Origin of the sequence: Streptomyces sp. NBC_01276, from assembly GCF_041435355.1 — a bacterium.
Classification (GTDB): domain Bacteria; phylum Actinomycetota; class Actinomycetes; order Streptomycetales; family Streptomycetaceae; genus Streptomyces.
Map to the genome: position 1 here is coordinate 5,262,286 of NZ_CP108442.1, position 16,199 is coordinate 5,278,484.

Genomic DNA, 16,199 nt, shown 5'->3' on the forward strand with positions numbered 1-16,199 from the left:
AGTTCCCCCGGCCGGTGTCGGGGGACAGGATGCCCGGCGGGCCGTGCGGCCTAGACGGCGGGGCCGCGCAGGAGGGTGAGGAAGGAGCGGAACGCACCGGGCATGTCCACCGATTCCGGGGCGAGCAGCCACTGGTACTGGAGGCCGTCCATCACCGCCGTCAGCAGCGGAGCGGCCTGTTCCGGGGTGAGGCCCGAGGGGAGGCGCTCGCCGAACTCGGCGCGCAGCACGGCGGTCATCTCCCCGCGCACCTGGGCGTAGCGCTCGGTGAAGAACTCCCGGGCCGGGTGGCCGTCGGTGACGCTCTCGCCGAGCAGCGCCGAGAAGGTCTGCACGATGCCGGGCCGCATGGCGTTGTACTCCACCAGCGAGGCCAGCAGGTCCAGGCGCCAGGTGTCCGCGGCGGCGCGCGAGCCGCCGCCCGTGTCCCAGCGGTCGCGCTCCTCCAGGACGGCCACGAGCAGGGCCTCCTTGGTGGGGAAGTAGTGCAGCAGCCCCTGCTGGGTGAGGCCCACGCGTTCGGCGACGGAGCCCAGGGAGGCTCCCCGGTAGCCGCGCTCCGCGATCACCTCGACCGCCGCGCGGACGATCTCGCCGCGCCGCTCCTCGCTCTTCGCCCTGGCCATCGCCCGGCACCCCTTCCGTTCGTACCCGCAAGAAGGACCGTACGACATAGGGATATCACGAAAAGATTACAACCCCTACCAGTCTACAGGTGGGAGGTCCACGATGGGGGCACCACACCGCACTCACGAGGAGGCACGGCCGTGACCGATGCCGATCAGGCCCGCGACCGCATCCGCGAAGACGCCGTGGAAACGGCGCTGGGCAAGCTGGATCTCGACACCAAGACCCGCCTCCTGGCCGGCCAGGACATGTGGTCCCTGCCCGCCGTTCCCGAGATCGGGCTCCGCTCCCTGGTCATGTCCGACGGGCCCGTCGGCGTGCGGGGCGTGCGCTGGACCGCGGACGACCCGTCCGTCGCCCTGCCCTCCCCGACCGCGCTGGCCGCCGCCTGGGACCCCTCCCTCGCCCGCCGGGCCGGCCGGTTCCTCGCCCAGGAGGCCCGCCGCAAGGGCGTCCACGTCCTGCTGGCCCCCACCGTCAACCTGCACCGCTCCCCGCTCGGCGGACGCCACTTCGAGTGCTACTCCGAGGACCCCTGCCTGACCGGCGCCATCGGCAGCGGCTACGTCAACGGCGTCCAGGACGGCGGCGTCGGCACCACCGTCAAGCACTTCGTCGGCAACGACGCCGAGACGGAACGCTTCACCGTCGATTGCGTCATCGCCCCGCGCCCGCTGCGCGAGCTGTACCTGGCGCCCTTCGAGGCGATCGTGACCAACGCCCACCCCTGGGGCATCATGACCGCCTACAACCGGGTCAACGGCACCACCATGACCGAGCACCGGTACCTGGTGAACGAGGTCCTGCGCGCCCAGTGGGGCTTCGACGGCTGCAACGTCTCGGACTGGACGGCCGCACGCTCCACCACCGGGGACATCCTCGGCGGAATGGACGTGGCCATGCCCGGCCCGCAGACCGTCTACGGCCCCGCCCTCGCCGCCGCCGTCCGGGCGGGGGAGGTTCCCGAGTCCGCCGTCGACGCGGCCGTGCGCAACGTGCTGCGCCTCGCCGCCCGCGTCGGCCTCCTGGACGGCGCCCCCGCCGTGGTCGCCGAGCCGCCGGCCCCCCTCGACGGGCAGGCCCTGGCCCGCGAGCTGGCCGTGCGCGGGTTCGTCCTCGTGCGCAACGAAGCCGGAGCCCTGCCGCTCGACGCGGACGCGGGCCGCACCGTCGCCCTCAGCGGCGCCGCCGCCCGCGACGCCCGTGTCCTCGGCGGCGGGTCCGCCACCGTCTTCCCCGAGCGGGTGCTCTCCCCGCTCGACGGGCTCACGGCCGCGCTCCCCGCCGGAGCGCTGACCTACACCGTCGGCGCCGACCCGAGCGGGGAACTCGTCCCCGCCGACCAGGGCTTCACACTGCGCGCCGTCTGCCGCGACGCCTCCGGGACCGTCCTGGGCGAGGGGGCTCTGCCCAGCGGCCAGGTCCAGTGGATCGGCGACGACCTGCCCGGCGACGCCTCGTACGAGACGATGGCGAGCATCGAGGTCACCGGCACCTTCGTGCCGCGCGAGAGCGGCGAGCACGCCTTCGGCACCCGGGGGCTGGGCGCCTTCGGCCTCGCCGTCGGCGGACGGGTCCTGTGGGAGGGGGTCCAGGGGCCGGGTGACGAGGCGGACCCCTTCGAGGCGTTCTTCGGCGCCCCCAGCGAACGCGCCCGCCTGTCCCTCGTCGAAGGGGAGCCCGTCGAGGTCTCGCTCACCTACCGGGTCCCCGACCTGAGCGCGATGCCGCTCAAGGCCGTCATGTTCTCCCTGCTCCACCTCGCCCCCCGGCACGACGCCGACGAGCTGATCGCCGAGGCCGTCTCGGCCGCCCGGGCCGCCGACACCGCCGTCGTGGTCGTCGCCACCACCGAGCGCGTGGAGTCCGAGGGGTTCGACCGCCGGGACCTCGTCCTGCCGGGCCGTCAGGACGACCTCGTGCGGGCCGTGGCCGCCGCCAACCCGAACACCGTGGTCGTCGTCAACGCCGGTTCCCCGGTGGAACTCCCGTGGCGCGAGGACGTCGCCGCGGTCCTGCTGACCTGGTTCCCCGGGCAGGAGGGCGGGGCCGCGGTGGCCGACGTCCTCCTCGGGCACGCCGAGCCGGGCGGGCGCCTGCCCACCACCTGGCCCGCCACCCTCGCCGACGCGCCCGTCACCGACGTGCTCCCCACCGAAGGGCGCCTGGAGTACCGCGAGGGACTCGACATCGGCTACCGGGCGTACGAGAAGCACGGCGTGACCCCCGCCTACCCCTTCGGGCACGGCCTCGGCTACACCGACTGGGCCTACGAGTCCCTGGAGGCCACCGCCGACCGCGTCCGGGTCCGCCTGGCCAACACCGGCGGCCGGCCGGGCCGCGAGGTGGTCCAGATTTACCTGGCGCCCGTGGCCGACGCCGTGGAACGCCCCGCCGGCTGGCTGGCCGCCTTCGCGGGGGTCGGGGCGGGCCCCGGGGAGAGCGTCGAGGTGGAGATCCCGCTGCCCGCCCGCGCCTTCGAGATCTGGGACGAGGCCACGAGCGGCTGGCGGCGGATCGGCGGGGCGTACGAGGTGCGCGCGAGCCACTCGCACGCCGACACGCGGCTGACCGTCACGCTCGACCTGTGAACGGCCGCCCGGCGCACCCGCTCGCCCGGTGCGCGGCGGGCTCCGACCGGCGCGACACGCCGTAGGGTCGAAATGGCCGGAAAACAACCATGAATCCGGTCGGTGAACCGGACCGGGGGCGGGCCCTGACACCCGCCCCCGGTCCTTCCGCGTCAACGCGGGGGCTGCGCCGCCGTCACCTGGCGGTGGGCCAGTTCCGCGAGCCGCGCCTGTCCGTCCCGGCCCGGATGGAACCAGTCCCAGCGGCTGAGCTGTTCCGCGGAGAAGGGGTACTGGAACACCGCGCCGCCGTCGTAGCGGCACAGCGGGTCTTTCGCGCAGACCTCGCGCAGCACCTCGTTGTACTCGACCACCCGCGCCCGCACCTTCTCCCGGCGGGCCGTCGCGCCCTCCGCCCCCGACAGCGGTTCGGCGAGCATGGACTGACAGATCCCCAGCTTCCAGATCTGCCGCACCATCGGGCTGTCCTTGCCCTGCTCCCACAACCGCTGGAGGTCCGGCACGGAGGAGACGTAGACCTGGGAGGCCGGCGAGGCGGCCCGCAACCCGCTCAGGGCCTGCTCGAAACCGGCCCGGAAGTCCGCCACCGAGGTCATCGACGAAGCCGTGGGCCGGCAGGCGTCGTTCGAGCCCACCATCACCGTGACCAGGTCGGGCTTGTGCTCCGCGGCCGAGGCGAGCTGCCCCGGCAGGTCCGCCATCCGCGCTCCGGTCACCGCGAGGTTCCAGCTGCGCGCGGGTACCGCGGCCGCACCGAGCAGCCGGGCGGCGAGCGACTGCACCGCGGGGTCGTCGCCCGTGGCCCAGGAGACCTCCGGGCAGTCGGCCAGCACCGAACAGGCGTCGAACCCGCGGGTGATGGAGTCCCCGACGGCCGCGATCGACGCGGGTGCGGTGTTCCAGCGCGGCCCCGCCGCGCCCGCGCCCCGCTCGCCCGCCGGCTTCGCGCCCCCGGAGTCACAGCCGGTGACCGTCGCGGCCATGACGGCCACCGCCACGCCCGCCGCCGCGACGGTCCGGCGCACGCTGCGGCGCGGAGCGGTGGTGCGCATCGACTGGTCCCTCCCTCGTCGCCCCCGCGTCCTTCCGGGGGCGTCCTGCTGAGTGAATGCTCCGCGTTTACGGGCCTCGGAGCGACCGTACGTCACACCATGACCCCCGGCGCACGGTAGCTTTTTCCCGTGGCGTTTCGGCCGCAGGTGCCGCAGCGCAATGTCAAATAATTTCCGTTACATTACATCACGTCACATACTGTCCGTTTTCTGGAGTTTATTCCCGACCTCGTCCCACACTGGAGGTCCCGGTGACGACACGTGGAGTTCTGTACGTGCATTCCGCACCGCGCGCGCTCTGCCCGCACGTGGAATGGGCTGTTGCGGGCGTGCTCGGGGTGCGGGTGAACCTCGACTGGATCAGGCAGCCCGCCTCCCCCGGTACCTGGAGAGCCGAGTTCTCCTGGCAGGCCGAGGCGGGAACCGCCTCGAAACTCGCCTCCGCCCTGCGCGGCTGGCACCTGCTCCGCTTCGAAGTGACCGCCGAACCCTGTCCGACCGCCGAGGGCGAGCGCTACAGCTCCACCCCGGAGCTCGGCATCTTCCACGCCGTCACCGGCATGCACGGCGACATCCTGATCCCCGAGGACCGCCTGCGGGCCGCGCTCGCCCGGTCGGCACGCGGCGAGACCGACCTGGAGGCGGAGATCGCCAAACTGCTCGGCAAACCCTGGGACGACGAACTGGAGCCCTTCCGCTACGCGGGCGAGGGCGCCCCGGTCCGCTGGCTCCACCAGGTCGTCTGAGCCCAGGCCACGAGAAAGGCCCACCCGGTGTCCGGGTGGGCCTTTCTCGTGGTGCCGGTCGCTACTGGACGCTGCGGAACGCCAGCGTCACGTTGTGGCCGCCGAAGCCGAAGGAGTTGTTGATCGCGGAGATCGGGCCGTCGACGGGCAGCTTGCGGGGCTCGCCGCGCACGATGTCCGCGTCGATGTCGTCGTCGAGTTCGTCGACGTTGATCGTCGGCGGGGCGATGCGGTGGTACAGCGCCAGCACGGTCGCGACGGTCTCGATACCGCCCGCGCCGCCCAGCAGGTGACCGGTCATCGACTTGGTCGCGGAGATCGCGATGTGGTCGAGGTCGTCGCCCAGGACCTTGCGCAGGGCCTTCAGCTCGGCCGTGTCACCCTGCGGGGTCGACGTGGCGTGCGCGTTCAGGTGGACCAGCTCGGCCGGGTCCAGGCCGGTGTTGTCGAGCAGGTTCTGCACGGCGGCCGCGACACCGCGGCCCGTCGGCTCCGGCTGCGCGATGTGGTGGCTGTCCGCGGACAGGCCCTGGCCCAGCACCTCGCAGTAGACCCGGGCGCCGCGCGCGGCGGCGTGCTCGGCCGACTCCAGCACCACGACGCCCGCGCCCTCGCCGAGGACGAAGCCGTCACGGCCCTTGTCGTACGGGCGGGAGGCCTGCGTCGGGTTCTCGTTGTTCTTGGACATCGCCATCATGTTGGCGAACGCCGCGATCGGCAGCGGGTGGATGGCCGCCTCGGTACCGCCGGCGACGACCACGTCGGCGCGGCCGGTACGGATCATCTCGACGGCGTAGCCGATGGCCTCGGCGCCCGACGCGCACGCGCTGACCGGGGTGTGGACACCGGCGCGGGCGTTGACTTCGAGACCGACGTTGGCCGAGGGGCCGTTCGGCATGAGCATGGGGACGGTGTGCGGGGAGACCCGGCGCACACCCTTCTCCTTCAGTACGTCGTACTGGTCGAGCAGGGTCGTGACGCCGCCGATGCCGGAGGCGATCACGGTGCCCAGACGCTCGGGGACGATGGACTCGTCCTCGCCGGCCGGGGCGGTGTAACCCGCGTCGGCCCAGGCCTCGCGGGCCGCGATGACGGCGAACTGCGCCGAGCGGTCGAGCTTGCGGGCCAGCGGGCGGGGGAGTACCTCGCTCGGGTCCACGGCGGCCCGGGCGGCGATCTGAACCGGCAGTTCGGCGAAGCGCTCGCCCTCCAGGGGCGAAACGCCGGACCGGCCGGCGAGCAGACCTTCCCAGGTCGAAGCGCTGTCGCCACCCAGCGGAGTGGTTGCGCCGATACCGGTGACGACCACGGTGCGATTGGTCGGGCTCACAGGAATTCTTTCTCCACGTCTAAGGGGGTGCTGAATTGTCACGGCGCCACCGCCAGGTGGCGACAAACGCTCGTCAGGCTCAGGCCTGGTGCTTCAGGATGTAGTCCGCGGCGTCGCCGACCGTCTTGAGGTTCTTGACGTCCTCGTCCGGGATCTTCACCTCGAAGCGCTCTTCGGCGGCGACGACGACCTCGACCATGGACAGGGAGTCGACGTCCAGGTCGTCGGTGAAGGACTTGTCCAGCTGGACGTCCTCCTGCGGGATGCCGGCGATCTCGTTGACGATCTCCGCGAGACCTTCGAGGATCTCTTCCTGCGTGGCGGCCATGTGGCGCTCCTTCTGTAGCTGAGTGGGTTGATCAGGGCGGGAAGTGGATCCCGGGCCCTAGGGGAGGGTAACGACCGTCGCGGCGTAGACGAGCCCCGCCCCGAAGCCGATGACGAGCGCGGTGTCGCCGCTCTTCGCCGCTCCGGTCGCCAGGAGCCGCTCCATGGCGAGCGGGATCGAGGCGGCCGACGTGTTGCCGGTGGTTTCCACGTCACGGGCGACCGTGACGTGTTCCGGCAGCTTCAGAGTCTTCACCATCGAGTCGATGATCCGCATGTTCGCCTGGTGCGGGATGAAGACGTCCAGGTCCTCCGCGGTGATCCCGGCCGCGTCGAGCGCCTGCTGGGCCACCTTGGCCATCTCGAAGACGGCCCAGCGGAAGACCGCCTGGCCCTCCTGCGTGATGGCCGGAAACTTCTCTCCGCCGTCCTTGCCGAGGTACTCGTCCCACGGCACGGTCTGCTTGATCGTCTCGGACTTGTCGCCCTCGGAACCCCAGACCGTGGGGCCGATGGCGGGCTCGTCCGAAGGGCCGACGATCACGGCGCCGGCACCGTCGCCGAACAGGAAGGCCGTCGCGCGGTCCTCCAGGTCGGTCAGGTCCGACAGCCGCTCGACACCGATGACGAGGACGTACTGCGCCGACCCCTCGACCACCAGGCCCTTGGCGAGCGTCAGGCCGTAGCCGAAACCGGCACAGCCCGCCGAGATGTCGAACGCCGCGGGCTTGCCCGCGCCGATCCGGTGCGCGATCTCCGTCGCGACGGCGGGGGTCTGCTTGAAGTGCGAGACCGTGGAGACGATCACCGCACCGATCTGCTCCGGGGAGATCCCGGCGTCGGCGAGCGCCTTGCCGGAGGCCTCCACGGACATCGCGGCGACCGTCTCCTGGTCCGAGGCCCAGTGCCGGGTCGCGATGCCGGAACGGGAGCGGATCCACTCGTCGGACGAGTCGATCGTCTCCAGGATGACCTCGTTGGGCACCACCCGGGTCGGGCGGTAGCCGCCCACACCGAGGATGCGGGCGTACGGGGAGCCCTTGGCCGGCTTGATCTTCGACATGCTTGTGGGCTCCTTCTCTCAGGCCGCCTGCGCTGCGATGAGCGCGGCGGCCTTGTCGAGATCGTCCGGGGTCTTCAGGGCCACGCTCGGAACGCCCTTCAGCGCGCGCTTGGCCAGACCCGTCAGGGTGCCGCCGGGAGAGAGCTCGATGATCCCGGTGACGCCCAGCTCGGCGAACGTCTCCATGCACAGGTCCCAGCGGACCGGGTTGGCGACCTGGCCGACCAGGCGGGCGACGACGTCGGCGCCCTTGTCGACGACGAGGCCGTCCCGGTTCGAGACGTACTTCACCGTCGGGTCGGCCGGCGTGAGGGCCTCGGTGGCCTTCTGCAGCGCGGCCACCGCGGGCGTCATGTGGTGCGTGTGGAAGGCGCCCGCGACCTTGAGGGCGACGACCTTCATGGAACCCTCGGGCTTCTCGGCCTCCAGAGCGGCGATCTGCTCCATGGTGCCGGCGGCCACGATCTGGCCCGCCCCGTTGATGTTGGCCGGGGTCAGCCCCAGCTTCTCCAGGTGTGCGACGACCACGTCCTGGTCGCCGCCCAGGACCGCGGCCATGCCGGTCTCGGTGACGGCGGCGGCATCGGCCATGCCCAGACCGCGGGTACGGACGAAGGAGAGCGCCTCGCCCTCGGTCAGTACGCCGGCGTAGGCGGCGGCGGTGATCTCACCGACGCTGTGCCCGGCGACGGCGCCGAAGGCCGAGGGGGAACCGAGGGCGGAAGCGGACAGCAGGCCCGCCGCGACCAGCAGCGGCTGGGCCACGGCCGTGTCGCGGATCTCGTCCGCGTCGGCGTTCGTGCCGTAGTGGGCAAGGTCGAGCCCGATGGCGTCCGACCACCCGGCGACGCGTTCGGCGGCGCCGGGGAGTTCGAGCCAGGGAGTCAGGAAGCCGGGCGTCTGAGCGCCTTGGCCGGGAGCGACGAGTACGAGCACCCTCACACTCTCTCTTGTGGACGGTCCCCGCCGCCCGTGGGGACAGGGACGAAGAACCGTCGGGCTAATTGTTGATGTCCGACAAAAGTCTAGGACTGAGGATCTCCGTCGGCCAGACGTCCGAGGATCAGGGCGATCCGCAGCGTGAACGCCGAACGAACGTCGGAGGGTGACCATCCGGTGACGTCGGTCACACGTCGGAGCCGGTAGCGCACCGTGTTGGGGTGCACGAACAACATCCGCGCGGCCCCCTCCAGGCTGCTCGCCTGCTCCAGGTAGACGCTCAGCGTCTCCAGCAGCGCCGAGCCCGCCTCCTCCAGCGGTCTGTAGATCTCCTCCACCAGCTGCTCCCTGGCCGAGGGATCGGAGGCGATCGCGCGCTCCGGCAGAAGATCGTCTGCCAGCACCGGGCGCGGCGCGTCCTGCCAGGCGGTGCAGGCCTTGAGGCCGGCCGCCGCCGCCTGCGCCGACTTCGTCGCGTTCAGCAGGTCGGGCACCACCGGACCGGCCACCACGGGACCGGCCGCGAACGGGCCGATCAGGGACTTCGCCACCTGCATCGGGTTGTCGCTGCCGCCCGCGATCACCACGAGCCGGTCGCCGAGCACCCCGGTGAGCACCTGGAGCTTGTGGTGGCGCGCCGCGCGCCGGATCGCCTCGACCGTCAGCTCGCTGTCCCCGTCCGGCGCGGTGCCCAGCACCACGCACACGTGCTCCGGCGAATTCCAGCCAAGGGCCGCCGCCCGGGACAGCGCGCCCTCGTCGGCCTCGCCCGACAGCACGGCGTTGACGACCAGGGACTCCAGCCGGGCGTCCCACGCCCCCCGCGCCTCGGCCGCCTGGGCGTACACCTGGGCGGTCGCGAAGGCGATCTCGCGGGCGTACACCAGCAGCGCCTCGCGCAGGATCGACTCGTCGCCCGGGGCCGCGACCTCGTCGATCGCGGCCTCCATGACCTCGATCGTCGTACGGACCATCTCGACGGTCTGGCGCAGGGTGATCGCCCGGGTCAGCTCGCGCGGAGCCGTCCCGAAGACGTCGGTGGAGATGGCCTGCGGGGTCTCCGGGTGCCGGAACCACTCCGTGAACGCGGCGATGCCGGCCTGCGCCACCAGGCCGATCCACGACCGGTTCTCCGGCGGCATCGCCCGGTACCACGGCAGGGTCTCGTCCATCCGAGTGATGGCGTTGGCGGCGAGCCGGCCGGAGGACTTCTCCAGCCGGCGCAGCGTCGCGCTGTGGGGGTGGGGCGGATGCGCGGGACGGGTCTCGGGGGACTGCTCACGTTCGGGTTGGGGCACGGGACAAGACTGCCTTATCAGCGCCCCGGCGCGGACGCGGGTCCGCGGCGGGCCCCCGGACGGGGGCTACGGTGGCCCCCATGATTGATGTACGCCGTGCTGCGGACCGGTACGAGGGAGGGGACGCGGGTGCCGGGATCGGCACCCGCCACGCCTTCTCCTTCGGGTCCTTCTACGACCCGGACAACATCCGCTTCGGCCCGGTGCTGGCCTGCAACGAGGAACGCCTCGCGCCCGGATCGGGCTTCGACGAGCACCCGCACAGCCACACCGAGATCGTCACCTGGGTGGTGGAGGGCGAACTCACCCACCGGGACAGCACCACCGGCGACACCGGCGTGGTCCGCCCCGGCGACGTCCAGCGGCTGGGCGCCGGCGCCGGTGCCCGGCACGTCGAGCGCAACGACGGCGCGGCCCCGCTGCGGTTCGTACAGATGTGGCTCGCGCCGCTGACGGCGGGCGGGGAGCCCGCGTACGAGGTCGTACGAGGCCTCGCGGACGGCACCCCCTACGAGCTCCCGGCGGCCGGAGCGGTGCTGCACGTGCGGCGGCCGGGTGCGGGCGAGCGGGTCCCCGTACCGGACGCCGAACGGGTCTACCTGCACGTGGTGCGCGGGGACCTGCGGCTCGACGGCGCGGAGCTGGGTCCCGGGGACTCGGCGCGGATCACCGGCGAGAAGGGCCTGGAGATCACCGCCGGGTCCCCGGGGGAGCTGCTGATCTGGGAGCTCCCCGCCTAGGCGGAGCGCAGCTCCGCGAGGACCGCGTCGGTGAAGGGGGTCCACGCCTCCACCGCCCAGGGGCCGAAGGCCCGGTCGGTCAGGGCCACGCAGGCGGCGCGGGCGTCCGGGTCCACCCACAGGAAGGTGCCGGACTGGCCGAAGTGGCCGAAGGTGCGCGGGGAGGACGTGGTGCCCGTCCAGTGCGGGGACTTGCCGTCGCGGATCTCCAGACCGAGGCCCCAGTCGTTGGGGGACTGGTGCCCGAAGCCCGGCAGGACGCCCTTGAGGCCCGGGTGCACCACGGAGGTGGCCTCGGCGACCGTGCGGACGTCCAGCAGGCGGGGCGCCTGGAGCTCGGCGGCGAAGCGCGCCAGGTCGGACACGGTGGAGACGCCGTCCTTGGCGGGCGAGCCCTCCAGGGTGGTCGAAGTCATGCCCAGCGGCTCGAAGACGGCCTGGTGCAGGTACTCCGCGAAGGGGATCCCGGTGGCCTTGGCCAGATGGTCGCCCAGCACCTCGAAACCGGCGTTCGAGTACAGTCGCCGCTCCCCGGGCGGGGCCATCGCGCGGTGCTCGTCGAAGGCCAGTCCGCTGGTGTGCGCGAGCAGGTGACGGACCGTCGAGCCCTCGGGGCCCGCCGGTTCGTCCAGCTCGACCGCCCCTTCCTCGTACGCGACGAGGGCGGCGTACGCGGCGAGCGGCTTGGTGACCGAGGCCAGCGGGAAACGGTGGTCCAGCGGCCCGTGGGAGCCGGCCAGGCTCCCGTCGGCGCGGACGACGGCGGCCGCGGCGGTCGGCACCGGCCAGGTCTCGACGGCCCGCAGGCTGTTCAGGGTGTTGACGGGATCCAGGCTCTCCATGCGGCCGAGCCTACTTGCTTGGAGTGCACTCCAGGGTTTTAGCGTTGAGGCCATGAGCCAGAGCCTGACGCAGACGCGGTACACGATCAGCGAGGTCGAGGCCCGGACGGGGCTGACCCAGCACACGCTGCGCTGGTACGAGCGCATCGGGCTGATGCCACACGTGGACCGCTCCCATTCGGGACAGCGGCGGTTCACCGACAAGGACCTCGGCTGGCTGGCCTTCGTGGGCAAGCTGCGCGCGACCGGGATGTCGGTGGCGGACATGGTCCGCTACGCCGAACTCGTCCGGGAGGGCGAGCACACCGTCGACGAGCGCCGCGCCCTGCTGGAGCACACGCGCCGGGAGGTGCGGGCACGCCTCGCGGAGCTGACCGACGCGCTGGGCGTACTGGACTGCAAGATCGAGATGTATGCGATGAACACGATGAACGCGGCCACGGGGAAGGCACAGTCATGACGGAGCGCACCACCATCGAGCGGGCCGAACTGGGCAAGGGCGGACCGGTCGTCGGCATCCAGGGCCTCGGCTGCATGGGCATGAGCGAGTTCTACGGGGACACCGACGAGGCGGCGGCCCGAGCGACCCTGGACGCGGCGCTGGCCGCCGGGGTCACCCTCTTCGACACGGCCGACGCCTACGGCAGCGGGGCGAACGAGGAGTTCCTGGCGCCCTTCGTGGCCGCCCACCGGGACGAGATCACCCTCGCCACCAAGTTCGCCCTGGAGCGCCGCACCGACGACCCGGCGTACCGGGGCATCCGCAACGACCGCGCGTACATCCGCGGGGCCGTCGAGGACAGCCTGCGGCGGCTCGGGGTGGACGTGATCGACCTCTACTACATGCACCGCCGTGACCCGGCCGTGCCGTTCGCCGAGTCGGTGGGCGCCATGGCCGAGCTGGTGCGGGAGGGGAAGGTGCGCCACCTCGGGCTCAGCGAGGTCACGGGGGCCGAGCTGCGGGAGGCGTACGCGGTGCACCCGATCGCGGCGCTGCAGTCGGAGTGGTCCCTGTTCAGCCGGGACGTGGAGCGCAGCGCGGTGGGCGCGGCGGCGGAACTGGGCGTGGCCTTCGTGCCGTACTCCCCGCTCGGACGGGGCTTCCTGACGGGCGCCTTCGCGGACGCGGCGGCAGACCTGGCGGCCGGGGACTACCGGCAGCACCAGCCCCGCTTCACCGGGGACAACGCGAAGACCAACGCGGCGCTGCTGGACCCGGTCCGGGAGATCGCGGCCGCGCACGGGGCCTCCCCGGCGCAGATCGCGCTGGCCTGGGTGCAGCAGCGGGCGGCGGTGCACGGCCTGACGGTGGTCCCGATCCCGGGCACCCGCAAACCGGAGCGGGTCGCGGAGAACACCGCGGCGACCCGGATCACGCTGACCGCGCCGGAGCTCGCCCTGCTGGAGCCGATCGCCGGCCGGGTCGCGGGGGACCGCTACCCGGACATGACCTTCAGCTCGGCGGCGCGCGAGGAGTAGGACCGGGCCGCGGCCCTTCGCCGGCCGCCGCTCGCGGTTACGCGTCCGCGGCGAGGCGGTCGCGCAGGGCGGCGTACTCGGAGTCGGTCAGCAGGCCCGCCCCGTAGAGCTCGCCCAGGTGCTGGAGGCGGCCGTCCTCGCCGGAGCGGGCCCGCGGCAGGGAGGCCACGGGGGTGCGGGCGCGCAGGGCCGCGAGGACGGCGGCGGCGAAGGGCAGCGATTCGTGCACGGCCCCGTACCCGACCCCGAACACGGCGGCGGCCAGGTCGTGGTCGGCGCGGGGGTCCCCGACCCCGGGGGCGGGGTCGCGGGGCAGCAGGCGCAGGTGCCCGGCGCCGGGGCGTTCCGGGGAGACCCACTCGACGCCGGACAGGGAGGTCAGGGCGAAGCGCTGGTCGCCGGACCGCCACTTGGTGCTGGATGCGCCGGTGCGCGACCACTGGAAGGTGACCGCCGAGCCGTCGAAGCCCACCCGGGCGTCGTACGCCTTCAGCTGGAGGGGCGGCTGCGGGACCTCGACCAGGAACCGGTCGGCGGGCTCGTCGGCCCCGGGCCCGAGCCGGCCGCGCAGGGCCTCGGCGAAGGCCTCGGCTTCGGCCGCCCGGTCCGCGGGGAGCGTGAGCCGGTACGGGTCGCAGGCCTCCTTGAGCTGCCCGGCGGCAGCCTCCATCAGCGGATCGGCTCCCGGACGCGGTACGGCGCGCAGCACCACCGCGTCGCGCCGGCCGCCCGCGGACACCTCGACGCTCACCCCGGACAACGCTTCCAGGGGGATCCTGCGCTCACCCAGCGCGTTCCAGAGCCGTGGAGTTCGCATCCCCCGTGCGAAGCGGATGAGCACCGAGTCCGAGTCGAACTCCCAGACGGCATGATTTCCGGCCAGTACGTCACCCATGCGGCACATCGTAAAGGGAGGCGCCCCCGCGCGTCCCCCCGGTCGGCAGGGACGATTTTTCCGTTCGCTACGGCCGCCGGGCGGGGAGGGCGCCCTCAGTGCCCTTCCGAGCCGGAAATTCCTCGTCGGCAGTCGTCGGAGCCGCTCGCACATGCGACGGAACCGAAGGCGCCGGTTCCGATCTTGGCGAAATTGTCCAAGGAGGACGTCCCTGGCTCGAAATAGCCGGTGTGGCTCTTGGCCCCGGCCGAGGACAGCAGCCGGGCGCCGAAGTCCGGGGAGACCGGGTCGGCCCCGTGGCCCAGCCCGCCGACCTCCAGGTGCGGTACGTCGGCGATCCAGTCGCCCTCGTCGCGCATCGCCCAGACCCGCGCGGAGGTGTGCAGATCGGCGGCGTTCTCGGCCCGCATGCCGGGGCTTCCCGCCACCACCAGGTCGGTCACCCGGTCCGGCAGCCGGTGCGCGGCCACCCCGCACACCACCGATCCGTAGCTGTGGCAGAACAGGACCACGCCGGCGTTCCCCGGCAGGGCCGCCGTCAGCGCCTCCAGCCGCGCGGCGCCCTGGACGGCGAGCCGGCCGGTCGCCGCGTCCACGCCGAGCCCGGTGGGCGCGGTGTAGCCCGCCCAGGCGATGACGGCGTTCTGCTCGTCGGGCCGGGCCGCGCGCTCGGCCTCGTAGAGGGACTGGGCCATGCCGACGGGGGCGGTGAGGCGGCGCGTGGAGCGCTCGAAGGTGACCGCGTCGGTGTCGACGCCGGGGACGATCACCGAGACCCGGCGCGCGGCCCGCAGGTCACCGAAGACCTCGGCGGCGAGGCCGCCCCCGGTGGGGTCGAAGACGAAGATCTGCCGGCCGGGCTCGGCCAGCGATTCGAAACGGTGGGCCCGGCGCACGGCGGTCGAGCGGTCGGCCGGGGTCAGGGCCACGTCCCGGCCGCGGGCCTCCTCGACCCGTGCGGCCTGCACGAGGGAGTTGTGGTTGGCCCGGTAGCGGGTCTCGGCCGGGACCCCGTTGAGGTTCCCGACCACGAGCGGGAAGCCGTCGGCGAGGCGGGCGCGCTGGGCGGTGTCGAGGTCGGCGAAGAAGCGGGCCACCGTCCGCACCGGGGCGTCGGCGGCCGGTACGGCCCGGCCGTCGATCCGGGCCGCGGACCATGCGGCGAGGGCGGCCGCCCGCGGCGCGGTGCCCGCCTCGGGCGGGTGCACCGCGGTCCAGCCGGTGGTCGCCAGCATGAGGAAGACGACGGCGAGCGCGAGCATCATGCGCAGAGCGGCCGGACGCGCGAGGGCGTCGGCGGTGTCGTCGGCTTCGACGGCGGGAGGGGCGTGGCGGCCGGGCAGGTTCACTGGAGCCAGCGTAGGAGACGGCTGGAGCCGACGGTGCCCCGGGTGACAGGTCTCACGGCCGGCCGAGGGACGCACCACCCGTCCGGTTACGGTGAGTTGCGGTCCGGACCCCCGGTGCGGCGGTGCCTCAGACCCCGGTGGGGGAGCCGGCGGGGGCGGTGCGGGAGGCCGCCGCAGGCCGCTGCCAGTGGGCCGCCAGGGCCGGACGGATCTGATCCAGATAGGCCTCGGTCATCCGCCGGATCGCCTCGACGCTGGTGTCCTCGCCCTGCCCCCACAGCCGCCCGGTGACGCGCATCACGCCGCAGAAGGCGGCCACCGCCACCCGGGGCCGCGGGTCGGCGTCGAGGTCCAGCCCCTCGCGGTCGGCGATCAGCCGGGCGATCCGCTCCTCCAGCTCGGTGGAGCGCCGCAGGTGCACGGCGAGCAGGGCCGGAGTGGACTCGATCAGTTGGTATCCCCGCATGTAGAGGTCCACGGGGACCACCTCGGAGATGGCCTCCTCGACCGTGTCCCAGGCGGCGAGCACGGCGCCGCGCATGGCCTCCACGGGGCCCTCGGAGGCCGGGCGGGCCCGCAGCGCGGCGACGAAGTGCGACTCGACCAGGTCCTGGACGGCGAAGGCGACCTCCTCCTTGTTCGCGAAGTAGCGGAAGAACGTGCGCTGGGAGACCTCCACGGCGTCGGTGATCTCGTCCACCGTCGTCCGGTCGTAGCCCTGGGAGACGAACAGGAGCAGGGCGGCGCGCAGCAGTGCGTCCCGGGTGCGCCGCTTCTTGCGTTCGCGCAGACCGGTCGCCGGGGCGTCCGGTGCCGGCCGCGGGTCGGTCATCACCGAGGGGTCCTTTCTGACGCTGAGTGAGCGGTCAGGGTACCTGTGACCGACCTGACAGCGACTGTCCCGTTGAGCCGTTTGTGAAG

16 protein-coding genes are annotated in these 16,199 nt (G+C 73.0%); 5 read left to right on the plus strand and 11 right to left on the minus strand.

Annotated features, from left to right (window positions below):
• Nucleotides 1-50 precede the first annotated feature (50 nt).
• Complete coding sequence (locus OG295_RS23590; protein WP_356210603.1) at nt 51-626, minus strand: TetR/AcrR family transcriptional regulator; 576 nt, start codon at nt 624-626, stop codon at nt 51-53.
• Nucleotides 627-767: 141 nt separating this feature from the next.
• Here OG295_RS23590 and OG295_RS23595 point away from each other — a divergent pair, with 141 nt between their 5' ends.
• A complete protein-coding gene (locus OG295_RS23595) occupies nt 768-3,218 on the plus strand; it encodes a beta-glucosidase (RefSeq protein WP_371678671.1) in 2,451 nt (816 codons plus the stop codon).
• A gap of 152 nt (nt 3,219-3,370) precedes the next feature.
• On the opposite strand, the gene OG295_RS23600 is transcribed toward OG295_RS23595, so the two are convergent.
• Complete coding sequence (locus tag OG295_RS23600; protein WP_371678672.1) at nt 3,371-4,270, minus strand: SGNH/GDSL hydrolase family protein; 900 nt, start codon at nt 4,268-4,270, stop codon at nt 3,371-3,373.
• A 251-nt stretch (nt 4,271-4,521) separates the two neighbouring features.
• Here OG295_RS23600 and OG295_RS23605 point away from each other — a divergent pair, with 251 nt between their 5' ends.
• Entirely contained in the window at nt 4,522-5,016 is a 495-nt protein-coding gene (locus OG295_RS23605; protein WP_030160508.1) for a DUF3145 domain-containing protein, read from the plus strand.
• 61 nt (nt 5,017-5,077) lie between these two features.
• Here the strand turns inward: OG295_RS23605 and fabF are convergent, their stop codons facing one another.
• From fabF to OG295_RS23630, 5 genes are all read right to left on the minus strand, one after another.
• Nucleotides 5,078-6,346 carry a beta-ketoacyl-ACP synthase II gene (gene fabF / locus OG295_RS23610; protein WP_371678673.1) on the minus strand — a complete coding sequence of 423 codons (1,269 nt, stop codon included), beginning with the start codon at nt 6,344-6,346 and terminating at the stop codon, nt 5,078-5,080.
• Nucleotides 6,347-6,425: 79 nt separating this feature from the next.
• Entirely contained in the window at nt 6,426-6,674 is a 249-nt protein-coding gene (locus tag OG295_RS23615; protein ID WP_150519766.1) for an acyl carrier protein, read from the minus strand.
• 57 nt (nt 6,675-6,731) lie between these two features.
• Nucleotides 6,732-7,736, minus strand: coding sequence for a ketoacyl-ACP synthase III (locus tag OG295_RS23620; protein WP_356210592.1), 1,005 nt, complete (start codon nt 7,734-7,736; stop codon nt 6,732-6,734).
• An 18-nt stretch (nt 7,737-7,754) separates the two neighbouring features.
• On the minus strand, nt 7,755-8,672 hold the full coding sequence (locus tag OG295_RS23625) for an ACP S-malonyltransferase (protein ID WP_266838857.1): 918 nt from the start codon (nt 8,670-8,672) through the stop codon (nt 7,755-7,757).
• 89 nt (nt 8,673-8,761) lie between these two features.
• Nucleotides 8,762-9,973 (minus strand): PucR family transcriptional regulator, encoded by a 1,212-nt coding sequence (locus OG295_RS23630; protein WP_371678674.1) that lies wholly within the window; start codon nt 9,971-9,973, stop codon nt 8,762-8,764.
• Between the two features lie 80 nt (nt 9,974-10,053).
• Here OG295_RS23630 and OG295_RS23635 point away from each other — a divergent pair, with 80 nt between their 5' ends.
• Nucleotides 10,054-10,713, plus strand: coding sequence for a pirin family protein (locus tag OG295_RS23635; RefSeq protein ID WP_371678675.1), 660 nt, complete (start codon nt 10,054-10,056; stop codon nt 10,711-10,713).
• On the opposite strand, the gene OG295_RS23640 is transcribed toward OG295_RS23635, so the two are convergent.
• The gene (locus tag OG295_RS23640; protein ID WP_371681277.1) at nt 10,710-11,528 is read right to left on the minus strand and encodes a serine hydrolase domain-containing protein; all 819 of its coding nucleotides are present in this window, start codon (nt 11,526-11,528) and stop codon (nt 10,710-10,712) included. The two genes, OG295_RS23635 and OG295_RS23640, sit on opposite strands and share 4 nt — an antisense overlap.
• Before the next feature lie 79 nt (nt 11,529-11,607).
• On the opposite strand from OG295_RS23640, the gene OG295_RS23645 reads away from it, so the two are divergent.
• Both OG295_RS23645 and OG295_RS23650 read left to right on the plus strand, forming a co-directional pair.
• Nucleotides 11,608-12,015 (plus strand): MerR family transcriptional regulator, encoded by a 408-nt coding sequence (locus OG295_RS23645; RefSeq protein ID WP_371678676.1) that lies wholly within the window; start codon nt 11,608-11,610, stop codon nt 12,013-12,015.
• Nucleotides 12,012-13,034 carry an aldo/keto reductase gene (locus tag OG295_RS23650; RefSeq protein WP_371678677.1) on the plus strand — a complete coding sequence of 341 codons (1,023 nt, stop codon included), beginning with the start codon at nt 12,012-12,014 and terminating at the stop codon, nt 13,032-13,034. Before OG295_RS23645 ends, OG295_RS23650 begins: the two co-directional genes overlap by 4 nt.
• A gap of 37 nt (nt 13,035-13,071) precedes the next feature.
• Here OG295_RS23650 and OG295_RS23655 read toward each other — a convergent pair whose 3' ends face one another.
• The 3 genes from OG295_RS23655 to OG295_RS23665 form a co-directional block, all read right to left on the minus strand.
• Nucleotides 13,072-13,929 carry a DUF4429 domain-containing protein gene (locus OG295_RS23655; protein ID WP_371678678.1) on the minus strand — a complete coding sequence of 286 codons (858 nt, stop codon included), beginning with the start codon at nt 13,927-13,929 and terminating at the stop codon, nt 13,072-13,074.
• A gap of 95 nt (nt 13,930-14,024) precedes the next feature.
• Nucleotides 14,025-15,194: an alpha/beta hydrolase gene (locus OG295_RS23660; protein WP_371681278.1), complete on the minus strand. Its 1,170-nt coding sequence runs from the start codon at nt 15,192-15,194 to the stop codon at nt 14,025-14,027.
• A gap of 211 nt (nt 15,195-15,405) precedes the next feature.
• Nucleotides 15,406-16,110 (minus strand): TetR/AcrR family transcriptional regulator, encoded by a 705-nt coding sequence (locus OG295_RS23665; RefSeq protein ID WP_371678679.1) that lies wholly within the window; start codon nt 16,108-16,110, stop codon nt 15,406-15,408.
• Nucleotides 16,111-16,199: the final 89 nt, after the last annotated feature.